The following is a 17,591-nucleotide window of genomic DNA, read 5'->3' on the forward strand; positions in this document are numbered from 1 at the left end:
ACTTTCTCGCCCTGTTCTGGCGGGGTTACAGGGTGTAGGAAATCCCCACCTGGACCGTACGCGGTTCGCCAGGGTAGGCATAGAAGTTCAGGAAAGAACCTTCTTCGTACTCACGATTGAACAGGTTCTTTACGTCAAGATTGAGCCTGACCTTTTCGTTGACCTTGTAGTAACTCAGCAGGTCAACGACCGTGTAGGACCCCATCGTGAAGGTGCTATTGGCAGTTTGCCCGGCGCGTTCGGCCACGTATTTACCACCGGCGCCCAGGCCCAACCCTTTAAGGGCGCCGTCCTGGAACTCATACACGTTAAGCAGGCTGAAACTGTTGCGCGGGATGTTCGCCAGGCGCGTACCGGTGCGAATGGTGGTGTCCTTGGTCACCGCAGCATCTACATAGGCATAGCCGCCGATCATCCGCCACTCGGGCGTCAGGTTGCCGGCCACGTTCAGATCGAAGCCGCGACTGCGCACCTGCCCCGTCGCCACGTTGAAGGCCGAGTCAACGGGGTCGACACCTTGAACGTTTTTCTTGTCGATCTGGTAGATCGCTGCGTCGACGCTCAACTGCCGGTCAAGCGCTTCCCACTTCACGCCCATTTCAAAGGACTTGCCCTGCTCCGGATCAAACCCGCCGCCTTGACGACTGGCACCCGTGTTGGGTTTGAACGAGCGCGCCGCATCCGCGTAGAGCGCGACGGTGTCGGTAAGGTCATACATCACACCGACACGTGGGGTGACGGCGTTGTCGGCAGCGTTCCAGCTTCTGACACCCGGTACGTAGGATTCGTATTCGTGCTCGAAGCGCTCAAAGCGCGCACCCGCGAGGACCTTCAAGCGCTCGGTCAGCGCCACCTGGTCCTGGATGAAAGCCGCGTAAGTCTTGAGGTTTTCTTTATCGTGGGTTGGCGTGCGGGTCAGCGCAGGTCGTGGCTGGCCATAGACCGGGTTGAAGATATCAATCGGGAACGCGCCCGTTGCGGCGCTGGAACGCTGGATGATGGACTTGTAATCGTAGTCTTCGTACTCAATGCCGGTCAGCAGTGTGTGGTCCAGACCGCCCAGGGAAAAGTGCCCGGTCAGGTTGAGCTGGTAGTCTTTGTCGGTCCAATCCAGCTTGCGGTAGTTGAAGTTGCGCTGCAGGGTCCGTCCGTCGGCATTCAGGCTCGTCGCATTGTTCGCCTCAACGCCATTGCCCTTCATCGTCCCGTCCAGCCACTGGAAGCCACCGGCCAGGGTCCAGTTATCGTTGAGCAGATGTTCGAAACGCAACTGGGCCATGTTGTTGTCGTTGTGCAGGTTACCGGCGTACTTCTCACCCCAGAAGGTGTCTCGTGACGGTGTGCCACGCTGGTTGGCGAAACGGGTCAGGCCGCGATCCAGTGGGTGATTGTTACGCATGAAGTCGCCTTCGAAGGTCACCTTGGTGTCGTCCGTGGCCTGCCAGGTCAACACCGGCGCCACGCCATAACGCTCGGTGGAGACATGATCGCGAAAGGTGTCGCCGCCCTCACCCACCACGTTCAGCCGGTAGGCCAGGCGCCCTTGCTCATCCAGTGGGCCGGACGCATCGAGCGTGCCGCGCCGCATGCCCTGGTCATCCAATTGGCTGCCCAGCGTGACCGTACGCTCGGCCAGGGGTTGTTTGGAGACCACATTGAAGGTGCCGCCAGGGTCGCCACGCCCATAGAGCAGGCTGGCAGGCCCGCGCAGTACTTCAAGACGCTCGATGCTGTTGGCATCCGGCATGCTCGGGTAGCCCCGATTGATCGGAAAACCGTTGCGATAGAACTCGGCGGTGGTAAAGCCGCGCACCGTGAAGCTGGTCAGCCCCTGCCCGCCGAAGTTGTTGGCCCGGCCAACGCCACCCGCGTAGTCCAGGGCTTCCTGCAAGCGCGTCGCACCCAGGTCCTCGACCACCTCCTTGGGGACGACGCTGATGGACTGGGGCGTTTCGTGAATCGAGGTATCGGTACGCGTCGCGCTGGCCGAACGTGTGGCGCGGTAGCCCCTGACCGGACCTTGGGCCGTCTCACTGTCCATCTCGCCCGTGACCGTGGTCGCTTGCAATTCGAGGCTGGCGTTTTCAGAGGGTGCATCCTGCGCCCAGGCTAAAGGGGAAATTGCTTGAAGCACGCAGAGGGAAATCAGGGTACGACGCATGGATGCTGGACCTTGTGGATGAGCCGACGAGAAGGTGGACCTGCCAGGAATTCGCGGCGGATCTTATATCAACAGTTCTCGTTTAGCACTAATTCTCATTAACGCGCTTTTTGAGAATCCACTGGGTACCAGTCGCTTAAACACTCCACGCGAAAAAGGCGCTCAAGCAGGAGCGCCGTCACTGGCCGCAACGTCCAACGAAGCCAACATCTGCGCACGGCACACTTCAAGGATCTCGTCAGCCAGCGCGGAATCGTCCGGGCAAGCCCGCGACAAGACAATCGCGCCAACCGCTCGAGACATCAGGTCGATCATGTTCTTCCTGCCCTCACCCGCCTCTGCATCCGGTCCCGTCGGGTATTTCTGCCCCAGCGTGTGCAGGAGCTGTTCGATGCCTTCGGCAAAGGTGGTTTTCAGCTCATCCGATTGACGCGCCGCGTCGCCCCCCAGCGCCGCCAGGGTGCAACCGCCGCCACGTCGGTCGCGGTGCTCTCGGGTCACATAGCGGTTGATGAAGCCAGCAACATCGAGCGACTCAGCCCCCACCAGCGATTTGGACAGGCTGCAGGCCGAGGCTTCGGCCATCAGGTCGGCCTTCGAGCCGAAATGCTTGTAGAAACCGCCATGGGTGAAGCCGGCCGCCGCCATCAGATCGGCGACGCCGACACCATCAAAACCGCGCTCGCGGAACAGTTCGGAAGCCGTTTCAACGATGTGCTCTCGATTGGCCTGCGCCTGCGCCTTGGTCACTCTCACCTGTCATACCTCGTGTTCAACGGGAAAACCTGCGCTCCATGATACATAGATGCCAGTCATAATCAAAACCGTTGACAGCTTAGATTTCGATCATCATCATAAAAACACGCAAAACCCACCCAGAGAGATGAACCATGAGCAATCGCCCTACTGTTTTGATCACCGGCGCCTCTACCGGCATTGGCGCGGTTTACGCCGCACGCTTCGCGCAACGCGGCCACGACCTGGTGCTGGTCGCTCGAGACCAGGCGCGCCTGGAAGCACTCGCTGCAAGGTTGCGCGACGAACACAAGGTCAGCATCGAGATCATCCCCGCCGACCTGACCCAACTCGACGATCTGACCCGCGTTGAAACCCGTCTGCGCGACGATGCCCGCATCGGAATCCTCGTCAATAACGCCGGCGCGGCGCTGTCCGGCCGCTTTATCGACCAGAGCACCGACAGCGTCGCGCAGTTGGTCGCCCTCAACACCACCGCGCTGGTGCGGCTCGCCAGTGCCATCGCTCCACGTCTGGCCAAGGCCGGCGACGGTGCAATCATCAATATTGGTTCGGTGGTCGGCCTGGCGCCGGAGTTCGGCATGTCGGTCTACGGTGCGACCAAGGCCTTTGTGCTATTCCTTTCCCAGGGCCTGAGCCTGGAGCTTTCGCCTCTGGGCGTGTATGTGCAGGCCGTACTGCCGGCCGCAACCCGCACGGAAATCTGGGATCGCTCCGGCATCGACATCAACACCCTGAACGAAATCATGGAAGTGGGCGATCTGGTGGATGCCGCACTGGTCGGCTTCGACCGTCGTGAGGTGGTGACGATTCCGCCGCTGCACGAAGCTGAACGCTGGGATGGCCTGCAAACCGCCCGTCAGGGCTTGCTTGAGCAAATCCGTCAGTCCGCGGTTGCCCAGCGCTACCTGGCCTGAGCGATCACTGAGTCACGATCATCCCAACAGGATTAGGTGCAGGCGCCCAAGGCCCTGCATCGACGCCTGCCCACCGACAAGAGCAGCGTCACGATGAAAGCCTTTTTGATTGATCGCTATGGCAAGAACACTGGTCGCCTTGGCGAGGTGCCCTCCCCGATAGTCGGGGCGCACGACGTGTTGATTGAGGTGCACGCCAGCAGCGTCAACGTGCTGGACGCGAAGATCCGCAAAGGCGACTTCAAATTGATCCTGCCGTACCCACTCCCGTTGATCCTGGGCAATGACCTGGCCGGGGTCGTGGTGGAAGTGGGCTCGCAAGTCAAACGCTTCAAACCGGGAGACGAGGTCTACGCCCGCGCACCTGAAACCCGCATCGGGACATTCGCCGAACGCATCGCCGTGGACGAAAACGCGCTCGCCCGCAAGCCCGCCAATCTCGACATGGCACACGCCGCAGCGATCCCCTTGGTGGCCCAGACCGCCTGGCAAGTGCTGGTCGACACCGCACACCTGCAACCGGGCCAGAAAGTCCTGATCCACGCAGGGTCAGGCGGTGTCGGCACGCTCGCAATCCAGCTCGCCAAACACCTCGGCGCCTTTGTCGCTACCACCACCAGCACGGCCAATGTGGAATGGGTCAAGGCGTTGGGCGCCGACCGGGTGATCGACTACACACAGCAGGATTTTGAAAGTGTCCTGCAGGACTATGACGTGGTGCTGAACAGCCTCGGCGCGGATGTATTGGAGAAGTCGCTCAAGGTCCTCAAGCCCGGTGGGCAGCTCATCTCCATCTCAGGACCACCCACGGTCCAATTCGCCCGCGAACAAGGGCTGTCCTGGCCACTGCAGCAAGTCATGCGTCTGCTGAGCCTGGGTATTCGGCGCAAGGCGCGCAAACAGGGCGTGCGCTACGCATTCGTGTTCATGCGGGCCGATGGCGCACAACTGCAGCAGCTCACCGAGCTTATCGAGGCCGCAATCATCAAGCCGGTGATTGACCGCACCTTCCCCTTGGAACACACGGCGCAGGCGTTGACGTACGTCGAGCAGGGGCGCGCCAGGGGCAAGGTGGTGATTACGCTCAAGTGATTAGGTCACCGATTTCGGAATCTTCAGCCCCAGGCTTTCGCGCAACGTCGTCCCTTCATAGGCCGTGCGGTACACACCGCGTTCCTGCAACAGCGGTATGACTTCACGGGTAAAGCGCTCGAACTGCTCCGGATGCCCAATATAGATATTGAACCCATCCACCGCCCGCGCCTCGAACCACTCCGCCATTTTCTGCGCAACGGTTGCCGCCGTTCCCACAAAGGCCCCCGGGCGCAGTTGTCGACCGAATTCGACGGCCTGGCGCAACGTAAAACCTTTTTCCCGGGCCTGGTCGGCAATGCGTTTGGCGGCAGTGAAAAAGCTGCTGCGCGCAGCCTCCAGGCTCTCCTGCGGAAACGGCGCATCCAGGTCGTACTGGCTGAAATCATGCCAGCCGAAATTGCGCCCGAACTCCTTCAAGGCCAATTCAAAGCTGTGGTCGGCCTGATGGTAGTGTCGCTCGATTTTACGGGCCTGTTCATCGGTGTCGCCCACATAGATTTCCGCACCGGGCATCACCCGCAGTTGTTCGGGATCGCGACCGTGCCGCGCGGCCCTGTCCTTTATATCCCGGTAAAAAGCCTGGCCCTGCTCGATGCTGGCCGCATGCGTAAAGATCACGTCCGCCGTGGCGGCGCCCAGCTCGCGGCCTTGCTCCGAGTCGCCGGCCTGGAAGATCACCGGTTGGCCTTGGGGTGAGCGCTGGATGTTCAGCGGGCCGACCACCGAAAAATGCTCGCCCTGGTGATTCAGGCTGTGCAACTTGCTGGGGTCGAAAAACTGGCCGGTGGCGCGGTTGCGCACAAAGGCATCGTCCTCATAGGAGTTCCACAGGCCCTGCACTACTTGCACGTGTTCGGCTGCACGGCCGTAGCGGGTGTCGTAGTCATAATGTTCATCGCGGCTGTAGTTGCCGGCGGTACCGGCGTCGCCGCTGGTGACCACGTTCCAGCCGGCGCGGCCCTTGCTGATCAGGTCCAGCGAGGCCAGGCGGCGTGCGACGTTGTAAGGCGAGTTGTAAGAAGTCGTCAGGGTGCCGACCAGCCCGATATGGCGCGTGCTGACGGCCAGTGCCGATAACAGCGTCAACGGCTCCAGGCGATTCAGGTAATGGGATGGCGACCCCGGCGTGATGAACTGGCTGTCGACGATAAACATCAAGTCGAACAAGGCCGCCTCGGCCTGGCGCGCAATGTCGATGTACCAGTCGATGTTGACGCTGGCATCGGCCGGCAATTGCGGGTCAAGCCACAGGTTGTGGCGCCCCGGGCCGCCGCAACCCATCGTCAAGGCGCCAAGTTTGAGCTGTCTTTTGGTCATGTCCAAGGTGTTCCTTGCGGCGTTCAGGGCTGTGTTGTAACGACGGCGGGTTGCAGTGCCGCCGAGAACGAGTTGTCGAACAGACTGGCGGCCGGGTAAGACTTGACCAAGCCTTGGCTGGCGAAGAAGTCCACGGTCTTTTGCGCCTCCAGCGGCGATTGGGCTGTCACCGGCTCCACGGTGGTACGGGCGCGGGCAAACCAGGCGCGGGCGATATCCGCATCGGCCCGGGTGCGCTTGGCCCAGGCATCGGCATAAGCATCGGCGTTGGCCGGGCTTTGGCGGGTCCAGTCGCGGGCTTTCTTCAGGCGTTGGAGAAAGTCATTGATCGGCGCACGCTTGGCATCCACGGCCTTGGCATTGGCGGCAACGAAGCTCTGGGCCGGGATCAGGCCGTCAGCCGTTGCGAGCACGCGCGCACCTTGGCGTTCCTGTTGCGTGACATAGGGTTCCCAGGTGGCGATGACGTCCACCGAACCGCCTTCCAGGGCATGGGAAGCGTCCAGCGCGCTGAGGTAGCGCAACTCCAGTGAGTCTCGCGAGACCCCGGCTTTGTCGAGTGCGGTCAGCAGCAGTTGCTGGCTCCAGGAGCCCTTCCACACGGCCGCACGCTTACCCGCCAGATCCGCCAGGCTGTGGATCGACGAATCCTTTCTGACCAGAATCGCCACGCCGGCGAGATTTTGCCGGCTGATGGCGATGACTTTGATCGGCGCGCCCAACGCGCCCAGGAATAACACCGGGGCATCACCGAGCAAACCGATGTCCAGGCTGTTGGCATTGAGTGCTTCGGCGACCGGCGAGCCCGCGGTGAACTGTTTCCACTCCAGCTGATAAGGCAGGTCATCGAGCACGCCCGCCGCCTCCATCACGGCCTGAGCGTTGTAGCTCTGGTCGCCCACCACCAGCGTTTGCGCGTGCGCGCTCAGACACAGCAATGCGGCAACCATCCCGGCTACCCGTTTTGTCAGATCACGCACATTTGTCTCCAGCTACCTGTTTTTGGGGACGGACAAGATGGGGGACTGATCAGCGCGTGTAAAATACCGATAACGCATAACCTAATTCTATAATAATGCGCACAATGCATTTTCAACCCCATAGAAACGCCCCCGGGAATACGCCGACATTGCGTAGCGCCGTGCACCACCTACACTGATTTGAGTCCAGCGCCCAGGGTCATTTCTGTAGATCGCCCGCAGATACCTGCACGCATTGCTCGACAAAAAAGCAGTTGCCCAACTGATTAATAGAGTCGATATGAAAGAGCATCCGCGGCGGCGTGAATCACCTCTCCTGGCTCAGCTTGGCCTGCTGTGCCTGGCCCTTGCCGGTTGCACGGTCGGGCCGGATTTCAGCCGCCCCGAGGTGCCCGCAGCGGCCGGCTACACAAAAGAACCGCTGACGACCACCGCCCAGGCCGATATCGACACCGGCGGCGCGGCGCAGCGCTTGATCGCGGGCATGGACATTCCGGGGCAATGGTGGACGCTGTTCCACTCAACGACATTAAATGCCCTGGTTGAAGAAGCCCTGCGTGCCAACCCGGATGTCAGCGCGGCGCAAGCGGTCTTGCGCCAGGCCAATGAGCAGGTTTACATCGACCAGGCGTCGCTGTTTCCCGCCGTCAACGCCAATCTCCAGAAGACCCGGGAGAAAGTCTCGGGCGTCACGACGGGGGCCCCCTCATCGCCCATCCTTACGCTCAGCTCGGCGTCGCTGAGCGTGTCCTATGCCCCGGACGTGTTCGGCGGCACGCGCCGGCAGATCGAATCGTCCACGGCCCAGGCCGAGTACCAACGCTTCCAACTGGAGGCGACCTACCTCACCCTGACCTCCAATGTGGTCAACACGGCGGTCAGCCTGGCGTCTTTGCGCGATCAAGTGGCGGCCACCGAGGCCATCATCCGACTGCAGAGCGATCAGCTCGACGTCCTGCAAGCCCAACGACAATTGGGCGCCATCAGCAATGCCGACGTGCTCACGCAGCAAACCGCGCTGGCCCAGACCCGCGCCACCCTGCCGCCCCTGCAAAAGCAGCTGGCGCAGACTCGCAACCAACTGATGACCTACCTCGGCCGGTTCCCCAATCAGGACCGCGACGAAAGTTTCCAACTGGCCTCCCTGCACTTGCCGACAGACCTGCCCGTCAGTCTGCCCTCGGCGATTGTCGGCCAGCGACCGGACGTGCGCTCGGCCCAGGCTCAATTGCACCAGGCCAGCGCCAACATTGGCGTGGCGGTCGCCAATCAGTTGCCGCAGTTCAGCATCACCGGTTCCGTGGGCTCCACGGTGGCGAGCGGCACCCGGCTGTTCTCGGCCGGCTCCGGCGTCTGGAGCCTGGCGGGCGGGATTGCCCAACCGATCTTCGATGCCGGCGCCCTGGAGCATCGCAAACGCGCCGCCGTGGCGGCCTACGATGAATCCGCGGCGCGTTATCGCGGCACCGTGTTGGTCGCGTTTCAGGACGTGGCCAATGCACTGCGCGCCCTCGAAGCCGACGCCGAGACCCTCGACCAGCAGGTTGCCGCTGAGCGCTCGGCGCAAGCCAACCTGGACCTGGTGCAGGCCCAATTCCGCCTGGGCGCGGTGGCCTACATCAACCTGCTCAGCGCCCAGCAGACCTACCAGAACACCGTGCTGGCGCGGGTCAGGGCGCAGGCTGCTCGCTACAGCGATACCACGGCCCTCTTCCAGGCGCTGGGAGGCGGCTGGTGGAACCGCACCGATGTCGACCCCGCCACCCGGGGCCAGCCGGACCGCTTCGGCCTGCCGTCATGGCGGGAGCTGATGCCGGCCGACAATGCGCACGCGACGCCCGCCACAGCGGCGGGCTGGACTGAATCGAATCATTGAACCCGTGAGACTCTCCATGGCCGACGTCCAGACTGCCTCTCCCCCGCCCCCCGAGCCCGGCGTACCGCGCAAGCGTCGACTGTGGCGGCCGATGTTGATCATGATCGCGGTGGTATTGCTGATTGTCGCGATCATCGTCGGGGTGAAATTCGTGCAGATTTCCGCGCTGATCGCCCAGTCAAAACTGCCGCTACCCGTCGCCGTGGTGACCGCGATGCCAGTGCCGTATGCCGACTGGCAACCCAGCGTGTCCGCCGTGGGTTCGATGAAGGCGGTGCGCGGCGTGGACGTGACCACCGAAGTCGGCGGCATCGTGCGCACCCTCGGTTTCACGCCCGGGCAGCAGGTGGCGGCCCAGGCGCTGCTGGTGCAGTTGAATGCCGACGCCGACGTCGCGCAGCTTCACTCCCTGGAGGCGACTGCCGACCTGGCGGGCATCGTGCTCAAGCGTAACAAGGCTCAATTGGCGGTCAATGCGGTGTCCCAGGCCCAGGTCGACACCGACACGGCAGACTTGAAGGCCAAACTTGCCGCCGCCGAACAACAACGCGCGCTGGTGGCGAAAAAGACCATTCGCGCACCGTTTGCCGGGCGTATCGGGATCACCGGCGTCAACCCCGGCCAATACCTCAACCCAGGCGACAAAATTGCCACGCTGCAGACTTTCGACCCCATCTATATCGACTTCAATGTCCCACAGAACCAGCTCGGGTCCCTTGCCATCGGCCAACAGGTCCTGGTGACCGCCGACGGCCTTTCCGAACAAACCTTCACGGGGCGGATCAGCACGGTCGACACCCAATTCGATCCGACCACGCGCAACGTCACCGTCGAAGCCACCGTCGAGAACCCCAGGCAAAGCCTGGTGCCCGGTATGTTTGCCCGCGCCGTGGTCAATTCCGGCGCTTCCCAACGCTACCTCACCGTTCCACAGACCTCGGTGACCTACAACCCCTACGGCACCACCGTGTTCATCGCCACCTCGAGTAAAAACGACAAGGGTGAGGAAGTGCTCAGCGCGCAACAAACCTTTATCAAGACCGGCCCGACCCGGGGCGACCAGGTGGCGATTGTGTCCGGAGTGAAAGAAGGCGATCTGTTGATCACCAGCGGCCAGATGAAACTCAAGAATGGCTCGCCGGTGAAGGTCGACAACCGCGCCGCGCCGTTGAACGACCCGGCTCCGACTCCCCAAGAACATTAAAGGTGTCCCATGAAACTGACCGATACCTTTATCCACCGACCGGTCTGGGCCGTAGTGGTCTCGCTGTTCATCCTGATCCTGGGGCTGCGCTCGATCTTCGAACTACCGGTGAACCAATGGCCGCGCACCGAAAACACGGTGGTCACCATCACCACCGCCTACTACGGTGCGGACGCCTCCACCGTCGCAGGCTTTATCACCCAGCCGCTGGAAGCGGCTATTGCTCAAGCCCAAGGCATTGACTATCTGTCCTCAACCAGCATCACCGGTGTCTCGACCATCACCGCCACCCTGCGGCTGAACTACGACGCGAGCAAGGCCCTCACCGAGATCAATACCCAAGTCAATTCGGTGAAGAACCAACTGCCCGCCCAGGCCCAGGAACCGGTGCTGACGGTGGCCGTCGGGCAGACTACCGACGCCATGTACCTGGGGTTCTACAGTGACACGCTGCCCACCAACAACATCACGGACTACCTGGTGCGGGTGGTCAAACCCAAGCTCGACTCGATCCAGGGCGTGCAAACCGCAGAGATTCTCGGCGGCCGCCAGTTCGCCCTACGCGCCTGGCTCGACCCGGACAAACTGGCGGCACACAACGTCACCGCGCAGGACGTCTCCACCGCCCTGGCCAACAACAACTACTTGTCTGCCGTGGGCTCGACCCGTGGGCAGTCGGTGACGATCGACCTGACGGCCGGCACTGATTTGCACACGGTGGATGAGTTCAAGCGCCTGGTCATCAAGCACAAAGGCGATGCGCTGGTGTACCTGGAGGATGTGGCGACCGTCACCCTTGGCGCCGAAAGCTACGACAGCAGCGTGGCGTTCTCCGGCAAGCGCTCGGTGTTCATCGGCATCAAGGCGGCTCCCACGGCGAACATCCTGACGGTCGCCAGCAGCGTGCGCGAGGCGTTCCCCGAGCTGCAATCGCAATTGCCCAGCGGGGTGCGCGGCGAGATCGTGTATGACTCGACCGAGTTCATCAACACGTCGATTTACGAGGTGGTCAAGACCCTGGTCGAAGCCATGATCATCGTCTCGGTGGTCATCTACCTGTTCCTCGGCTCGTTCCGTGCGGTGATTGTGCCGCTGGTGGCGATTCCGCTGTCACTGGTGGGAACGTTCTTTGTCATGTACCTGTTGGGGTACTCCATCAACCTGCTGACGCTGCTCGCCCTGGTACTGGCGATAGGGCTGGTGGTGGACGACGCGATTATTGTGGTGGAAAACGTCGACCGGCATATCAAGGAGGAAGGTAAAGGCGTACTGGACGCCGCGCTGATCGCGGCGCGCGAACTGGGCGGCCCGATCATTGCGATGACCGTGGTGCTGGTGGCCGCCTACGTGCCGATCGGGCTGCGCAGCGGCCTCACGGGCGCCCTGTTCAAGGAGTTCTGTTTCTCGCTGGCAGGCGCCGTGACCGTGTCGGCCGTGGTGGCGTTGACACTCTCACCGATGATGACGTCGCGGCTGTTCAAGCCTGGGCAGGAAGAAGGCCGTTTCGCCCGGCGGCTCGACCAGTATTTCGACTGGTTGCGCAAACGCTATCACCGCGTGCTGGCCGGCGGACTGGACGTCTGGCCGGTGCTAGTGACCTTCGGCTTTGCCCTGTTCCTGCTGGTCGCGGCCAGTGGCATGACGGCCAAGAGCGAACTGTCGCCCACCGAAGACCAGGGGTTGGTGTTCATGCAGATCAAGGGCCCGCCGACGGCGTCACCGCAGCAGATGGAGCGCATTGCCGACCAGGCGTTCCAGATCGCCAACAAAGAACCCGAATACGCGCAGATGTTCCAACTGACCGGCCTGCCGGCACTCAACCAGGGCCTGGGCGGCGTGCTGCTCAAATCCTGGGGCGACCGCACCCGCTCCCAGGCCCAACTGATTCTGGACCTCCAGCAAAAATGGAATCAGGTGCCGGGGGCCAGCATCGCGGCCTTCCCGCTGCCCTCGCTGCCGGGGGCCCAAGGGTTGCCGGTGCAATTTGTGATCACCACCACCGACTCGGTGGAGAACCTCAACGAAGTCGCGCAGGCGGTCATGGCCGAGGCCCTGAAACAACAGCTGTTCTGGTTCGCCGATATGGATTTGAAGCTGGACAAACCCCAGGCACGCTTGGTGGTCGACCGGGAAAAAATTGCCGCATTGGGCATGACCCAGGCCGATGTGGGCGCCGCGTTGTCAGCCGCTCTGGGCGGCAATTACGTGAACTATTTCTCCACCGCCGGGCGCTCGTACAAAGTCATTCCCCAGGTATTGCAGGTCAACCGCCTCAACCCCGAGCAGATCCTCGATTACTACATCCGCACACCTGCCGGCAACATGATACCGGCGCGTACGGTGGCGCATATCGAGACCTCGACCCAGCCGGAATCGATCAACCACTTCCAGCAACTCAACTCGGCGACGCTGGGCGGCGTCAGCGGTGTGGCCCAGGGCGAGTTGCTGGCGAAGCTGAACACGATCCTCAACCACGTTGCCCCTTCCGGCTACACCTCGGACTTCGCCGGCGAGTCGCGGCAGTTCATGCAGGAGTCTGGTGGGTTCGTCGGCCTGCTGCTGTTCTCGATCCTGATCGTCTACCTGGCGCTCGCCTTCCAGTTCGAGAGCTTTCGCGACCCCGTGGTGATCCTGTTCTCCGTGCCGCCCGCGTTGTTCGGCGCGTTGGCGTTTATCACCATGGGCTACGCGTCGATCAATGTGTACACCCAGGTGGGCCTGGTGACGCTGCTGGGGTTGATCACCAAGCACGGGATTCTGATCGTGCAGTTTGCCAACCAATTGCAACGCGCCGGCCACAGCAAGCGTGAGGCGATTGAAGAAGCGGCCGCCGTGCGCCTGCGCCCTATCCTGATGACCACGGCGGCGATGGTGCTGGGCGTGGTGCCGCTGGTGTGGGCGTCCGGGGCCGGTGCGGCTGGGCGCCATGACATGGGCTTGGTGATCTTCGCCGGCTTGTCGATCGGGACGCTGTTGACGCTGTTCATGGTACCGGCGATGTACCTGTTCATGGGAGCCACGCACGCTCACGAAACCGGGCAATCGCGGCTCGATTCAGAGCCGGCGCGAGCGCCCTGATCCGCCCCAAATAGGTGCACCATGTGCAGGGCGCCTACCCCATGCTCAAACGTCATAATCCCCGGCTCGCCTGCGTGGTAACCTCGCGCCACCATGAATAGACAGTGATCGTCACTGAAGACGACAGAGCCAGGAAAGAACATGCCAAAAATCTCTCACTCAGCGTTGCGCCGCAACTTCCGTGAATTGCTTGCCAAGAAAATGTGCGTTGAAACCGCCTCGGTGTTCGACCCCATGTCCGCGCGTATCGCGGCCGACCTGGGGTTCGAGGTCGGTATCCTGGGTGGCTCGGTCGCTTCGTTGCAGGTACTTGCAGCTCCCGATTTTGCGCTGATCACCTTGAGTGAGTTCGTTGAACAGGCCACCCGCATCGGGCGCGTGGCCCAGTTGCCCTTTATCGCCGACGCCGACCACGGTTATGGCAACGCCCTGAACGTGATGCGCACCGTCGAGGAGCTTGAGCGTGCCGGCGTGGCGGCGCTGACGATTGAGGACACCCTGCTGCCGGCGCAGTTCGGGCGTAAATCCACCGACCTGATTTCCATCGAAGAAGGCATCGGCAAGGTCAAGGCGGCGCTGGAGGCGCGTGTCGATCCAGAACTCTCGATCATCGCCCGCACCAACGCCGGTGTGTTGCCGACCGCCGACGTCATCGAGCGCACCAAGGCCTATGAAAAAGCCGGCGCCGATGGCATTTGCATGGTCGGCGTCAAAGACTTCGAGCACCTTGAGCAGATCGCGGCGAACCTCACGGTGCCGTTGATGCTGGTGACCTACGGCAATCCCCTGCTCCATGACAGCGCGCGCCTGGCCAGCCTGGGCGTACGCATCGTGGTGGCCGGGCATGGCGCCTACTTTGCCTCGATCAAGGCCACCTACGACAGCCTGCGCGCTCAGCGCAAGCTGACCCACAGCACCTCGAACCTGAGTGCCACCGAGTTGACGCATACCTACACGTTGCCGGAGAGCTACGTGGCCTGGGCTGAAGAATTCATGGATGTGAAAGAGTAATAGTCCGCCAGTAGTTCGCGCTGGAATACCCGGCCACTGCTGTAAGTGGATATAAAAAAGCCGCCGCAGAACCTGCGGCGGCAAACCAAAGGGTAGTGTCGAAGCAGAGCGGCTAAGACCCTGACCACGCTACACCCCCAACCGATTAAATAGTGTGAAGTTTAATTAATCGAGTTTAATCCCGCTTCCCGCTGCGCACCGCGAAAAATCCGTTAATAATCAGGACTCGACAAACACGTCGAGCACAATAAAAACGGCACTGCGCTCACCTGGAATCCCTGCCCATTAAACCTATGCGTCTTTCAATAAAGTGCGGTGTAACTGTGCGCGCTCATTATTTCGGGGAAATAAGAACATGATCAGAAAGTGCAGCCTGTTGACGCTGGCGATAGGCGTCGGCATCAGCCAACTCAGCTTTGCCGATTCGGTGACCGACCAGGCAGAGTCCAAGGGCTTTATCGAAGGCAGCAGCCTTACGGGGCTGCTGCGCAACTATTACTTTGACCGCGACCGCCAGAGCGGCAAGGCTGACAACCGCGACTGGACCCAAGGCGCGATGCTCAACTACGCCTCGGGCTTTACCCAGGGCACTATCGGTTTTGGCGTGGATGCCTATGCCTACGGCGCGATGAAGCTCGACGCCACGCACGCCGACGCGGGCACCGGCGAATTGCCGACCGACCGGCATGGCGACCCTGAAAATGGCTACGGTTCAGTGGGCGCCGACGTGAAGATCAAGGTCTCCAAGACCCAGTTGAAATTCGGTGACATGCAGCCCACCGCCCCGGTCTTCGCCACCGGCGGCACACGTATTTTGCCGCAGACCGCGACCGGGTTTGACCTGACCAGCAGCGAGATCGCCGGGCTGGACCTGGAGGCCGGGCACTTCACCAGCACCAACAGCGGCATGACCAGCAACCATGACCACGATATCTACGCCACTTACGCCAACGTGGCGGCCAACAGCGCAAGCTTCGTCGGTGGCAAGTACACCTTCACGCCGTCGTTGAGCGCCACGCTGTATGCCGGTGAACTGGAAGATATCTGGCGCCAGTACTACACCAACCTCAACTATGTGATCCCGTTGAGCCACGACCAGTCACTGGCACTGGATGGCAACCTGTATCGCACCCTCGACACCGGCAGCGCCAAAGCCGGGGCGATCAACAACACGACGTACTCGGTCGCCGCAGCCTACTCGTTCCTGGCGGCGCATACCCTGACGCTGTCGTACCAGAAAGTGCATGGCGACACGCCGTTCGACTACATCGGCACGGGCAACAACGGCGCGGGTGAAGGTGGCGATTCGGTGCTGCTGGCCAACTCGATCCAGTGGGGCGATTTCAACGGTCCGGGCGAGCAGTCCTGGGGCATCCGCTATGACCTGAACATGGCCAGTTTCGGCGTCCCCGGCCTGAGTTTCATGACCCGCTACGTCAACGGTTCGGACATCAATGGCACGCACACACCGGCCAACAGTGCCTATGCCGGCGACTACGGTGCCGAGGGTGACCACCACGAGATCGATGTGGAGGCCAAATACGTGCTACAGAGCGGCCCGGCGAAAAACCTGTCGTTTCGCCTGCGTGACGCGATGGTGTCATCCAACGCCGATCAGGGCGACGGCAAGTTGAATGAACTGCGGGTGATCGTCGACTACCCGTTCACCCTGCTGTAACCACGCCCTGCACCGGCCAGCCCAGCGGGCGGCCGGTGCAGGCACACTACCCTACCCAGCCGACGGCGGTTTTAGGGATCACCTCGGACTCATCCAGTTTCGAGGCAAACATACTCACCGCACGGACCGCGTCACCCGTACTGGTGCGTATCTGCAAAATCACCGAACCGGCCTGGTCGGCCAGGTTGACCCCACGCTGCGCGCCTTCCTGGGTCGCATTCATGCTGGACACCGCATCGCGGGTTTCCGAGAGGATCATGCCGATCATCTCGGCAATTTCCGCGGTGGAGCGGCTGGTGCGCCCGGCCAGTTGCCTGACCTCGTCGGCCACCACGGCAAAACCACGCCCCTGATCGCCTGCGCGGGCCGCCTCGATGGCGGCGTTAAGCGCCAACAGGTTGGTCTGGTCGGCGATACCGCGGATGGTATTGACGATCGCGGTGATTTGCTCGGAACGATCGCCCAACTGCCCGACCAGCCGTGCCGAGGCACCGATATTATCGGCGATGCGGCGCATTTCACTGGCGGTCTCCTGGATCACTTCGGTGCCATGCTCGGCAAAACGCTCGGTCTCGGATGAAATATGGTAGGCCCGGGATGCCCCGCGAGAGTCTTCCTCGAACTTCTCGACGCGCTCGGTGATGTCACTGGCGAACTTGACGACTTTGATCAACTTGCCGTCGCCGTCGTACACCGGGTTGTAGCTGGCTTCCAACCACACCACACGCCCACCTCGACCGATGCGCTTGAACTGCCCGGTGAAGAATTCGCCGTTGTTCAGGCGGCGCCAAAAGTCGCTGTATTCGCCGCTGTTGACCAGTGCCGGCTCGCAGAACATACGGTGGTGCTTGCCTTTGAGTTCCGCCAGCGAGTAGCCCATAACCTGCTGGAAGTTTTCATTGGCGTCGAGCACCACTCCACTCAAATCAAACTCGATAACCGCCATCGCCCGGTCCAGGGCCGCCAGCTTGCTGCGGGTGGCGGCTTCCTGTTCGACTTTTTGCGTCACGTTCAGCGCGTACTTGACCACTTTCAACACTTGCCCCTGTGCATCCGGCACCGGGTTGTAACTGGCCTCCAACCAGACGGTTTTACCGTGGGAATCCAAACGTTTGAAGGTGCCCGATACAAACTTGCCGGCCTTGAGCTCATTCCAGAACGCCGCGTAGGCGGGACTGCCTGTCAAATCCGACGGGCAAAAGTCACGGTGGGATTTGCCGACCAACTGATCGGCGGTGTACCCCATGGTTTTCTGGAAGTTCTCATTGCTGCGCAATACCTTTCCGGTCAGGTCGAATTCGACCACCGCCATTGAACGGTCGAGTGCGGCGAACAATCCCTTGTATTGCGTAATTTCGGCCGTCCTGGCCGCCAGTTCTGCTTTAAGCGCTTTATTGAACATGACGTACCCTCACTCGAGCGTTTTCACTGATGCTTGAGTCTAGTATCGGCAGAAAAATAGTGACTTGAGGCGCAAAAAATAATTATTAATTGACGCCAAGTAATTGATCATAAATG

At 61.5% G+C, this 17,591-nt stretch carries 12 protein-coding genes and 1 pseudogene; 7 read left to right on the plus strand and 6 right to left on the minus strand.

Annotated features, from left to right (window positions below; translation table 11 throughout):
* Window positions 1-25 precede the first annotated feature (25 nt).
* Together MJP36_RS16725 and MJP36_RS16730 are read right to left on the minus strand one after the other, a co-directional pair.
* Window positions 26-2,161, minus strand: coding sequence for a TonB-dependent siderophore receptor (locus MJP36_RS16725; protein ID WP_244383502.1), 2,136 nt, complete (start codon window positions 2,159-2,161; stop codon window positions 26-28).
* Between the two features lie 162 nt (window positions 2,162-2,323).
* On the minus strand, window positions 2,324-2,917 hold the full coding sequence (locus MJP36_RS16730; protein ID WP_244383503.1) for a TetR family transcriptional regulator: 594 nt from the start codon (window positions 2,915-2,917) through the stop codon (window positions 2,324-2,326).
* A 134-nt stretch (window positions 2,918-3,051) separates the two neighbouring features.
* Between MJP36_RS16730 and MJP36_RS16735 the strand changes: the two genes are divergently transcribed.
* The gene (locus MJP36_RS16735; RefSeq protein ID WP_244383504.1) at window positions 3,052-3,834 is read left to right on the plus strand and encodes an SDR family NAD(P)-dependent oxidoreductase; all 783 of its coding nucleotides are present in this window, start codon (window positions 3,052-3,054) and stop codon (window positions 3,832-3,834) included.
* A gap of 93 nt (window positions 3,835-3,927) precedes the next feature.
* Complete coding sequence (locus tag MJP36_RS16740; RefSeq protein WP_244383505.1) at window positions 3,928-4,926, plus strand: NADP-dependent oxidoreductase; 999 nt, start codon at window positions 3,928-3,930, stop codon at window positions 4,924-4,926.
* Here the strand turns inward: MJP36_RS16740 and MJP36_RS16745 are convergent, their stop codons facing one another.
* Together MJP36_RS16745 and MJP36_RS16750 are read right to left on the minus strand one after the other, a co-directional pair.
* A complete protein-coding gene (locus MJP36_RS16745) occupies window positions 4,927-6,246 on the minus strand; it encodes an LLM class flavin-dependent oxidoreductase (protein ID WP_244383506.1) in 1,320 nt (439 codons plus the stop codon).
* A gap of 23 nt (window positions 6,247-6,269) precedes the next feature.
* Window positions 6,270-7,226: an ABC transporter substrate-binding protein gene (locus MJP36_RS16750; RefSeq protein WP_244383507.1), complete on the minus strand. Its 957-nt coding sequence runs from the start codon at window positions 7,224-7,226 to the stop codon at window positions 6,270-6,272.
* Between the two features lie 280 nt (window positions 7,227-7,506).
* On the opposite strand from MJP36_RS16750, the gene MJP36_RS16755 reads away from it, so the two are divergent.
* From MJP36_RS16755 to MJP36_RS16775, 5 genes are all read left to right on the plus strand, one after another.
* A complete protein-coding gene (locus tag MJP36_RS16755; protein ID WP_244383508.1) occupies window positions 7,507-9,102 on the plus strand; it encodes an efflux transporter outer membrane subunit in 1,596 nt (531 codons plus the stop codon).
* Window positions 9,103-9,118: 16 nt separating this feature from the next.
* Window positions 9,119-10,306, plus strand: coding sequence for an efflux RND transporter periplasmic adaptor subunit (locus MJP36_RS16760; protein ID WP_244383509.1), 1,188 nt, complete (start codon window positions 9,119-9,121; stop codon window positions 10,304-10,306).
* A 9-nt stretch (window positions 10,307-10,315) separates the two neighbouring features.
* Window positions 10,316-13,384: an efflux RND transporter permease subunit gene (locus MJP36_RS16765; RefSeq protein WP_244383510.1), complete on the plus strand. Its 3,069-nt coding sequence runs from the start codon at window positions 10,316-10,318 to the stop codon at window positions 13,382-13,384.
* Between the two features lie 141 nt (window positions 13,385-13,525).
* The gene (locus tag MJP36_RS16770) at window positions 13,526-14,395 is read left to right on the plus strand and encodes an isocitrate lyase/PEP mutase family protein (RefSeq protein WP_244383511.1); all 870 of its coding nucleotides are present in this window, start codon (window positions 13,526-13,528) and stop codon (window positions 14,393-14,395) included.
* Between the two features lie 355 nt (window positions 14,396-14,750).
* The gene (locus MJP36_RS16775) at window positions 14,751-16,073 is read left to right on the plus strand and encodes an OprD family porin (protein WP_244383512.1); all 1,323 of its coding nucleotides are present in this window, start codon (window positions 14,751-14,753) and stop codon (window positions 16,071-16,073) included.
* A gap of 46 nt (window positions 16,074-16,119) precedes the next feature.
* Here the strand turns inward: MJP36_RS16775 and MJP36_RS28140 are convergent, their stop codons facing one another.
* The gene (locus MJP36_RS28140) at window positions 16,120-16,767 is read right to left on the minus strand and encodes a methyl-accepting chemotaxis protein (protein WP_425226346.1); all 648 of its coding nucleotides are present in this window, start codon (window positions 16,765-16,767) and stop codon (window positions 16,120-16,122) included.
* Window positions 16,756-17,475 (minus strand): annotated as a pseudogene (locus tag MJP36_RS28145) (PAS domain-containing protein); the annotation flags it as partial. The gene MJP36_RS28140 and the pseudogene MJP36_RS28145, both read right to left, overlap by 12 nt.
* Between the last annotated feature and the right edge of the window lie 116 nt (window positions 17,476-17,591).

Source organism: Pseudomonas palleroniana, assembly GCF_022836895.1.
Taxonomy (GTDB): domain Bacteria; phylum Pseudomonadota; class Gammaproteobacteria; order Pseudomonadales; family Pseudomonadaceae; genus Aquipseudomonas; species Aquipseudomonas palleroniana.

Excerpts from the sequence above, each read along its gene's own strand:
- MJP36_RS16760 (WP_244383509.1), top strand. The coding sequence starts at position 9,119 with ATGGCCGACGTCCAGACTGCCTCTCCCCCGCCCCCCGAGCCCGGCGTA.
- MJP36_RS16725 (WP_244383502.1), bottom strand. The coding sequence starts at position 2,161 with ATGCGTCGTACCCTGATTTCCCTCTGCGTGCTTCAAGCAATTTCCCCT.
- MJP36_RS16770 (WP_244383511.1), top strand. The coding sequence starts at position 13,526 with ATGCCAAAAATCTCTCACTCAGCGTTGCGCCGCAACTTCCGTGAATTG.
- MJP36_RS16740 (WP_244383505.1), top strand. The coding sequence starts at position 3,928 with ATGAAAGCCTTTTTGATTGATCGCTATGGCAAGAACACTGGTCGCCTT.
- MJP36_RS16765 (WP_244383510.1), top strand. The coding sequence starts at position 10,316 with ATGAAACTGACCGATACCTTTATCCACCGACCGGTCTGGGCCGTAGTG.
- MJP36_RS16755 (WP_244383508.1), top strand. The coding sequence starts at position 7,507 with ATGAAAGAGCATCCGCGGCGGCGTGAATCACCTCTCCTGGCTCAGCTT.
- MJP36_RS16735 (WP_244383504.1), top strand. The coding sequence starts at position 3,052 with ATGAGCAATCGCCCTACTGTTTTGATCACCGGCGCCTCTACCGGCATT.
- MJP36_RS16775 (WP_244383512.1), top strand. The coding sequence starts at position 14,751 with ATGATCAGAAAGTGCAGCCTGTTGACGCTGGCGATAGGCGTCGGCATC.
- MJP36_RS16745 (WP_244383506.1), bottom strand. The coding sequence starts at position 6,246 with ATGACCAAAAGACAGCTCAAACTTGGCGCCTTGACGATGGGTTGCGGC.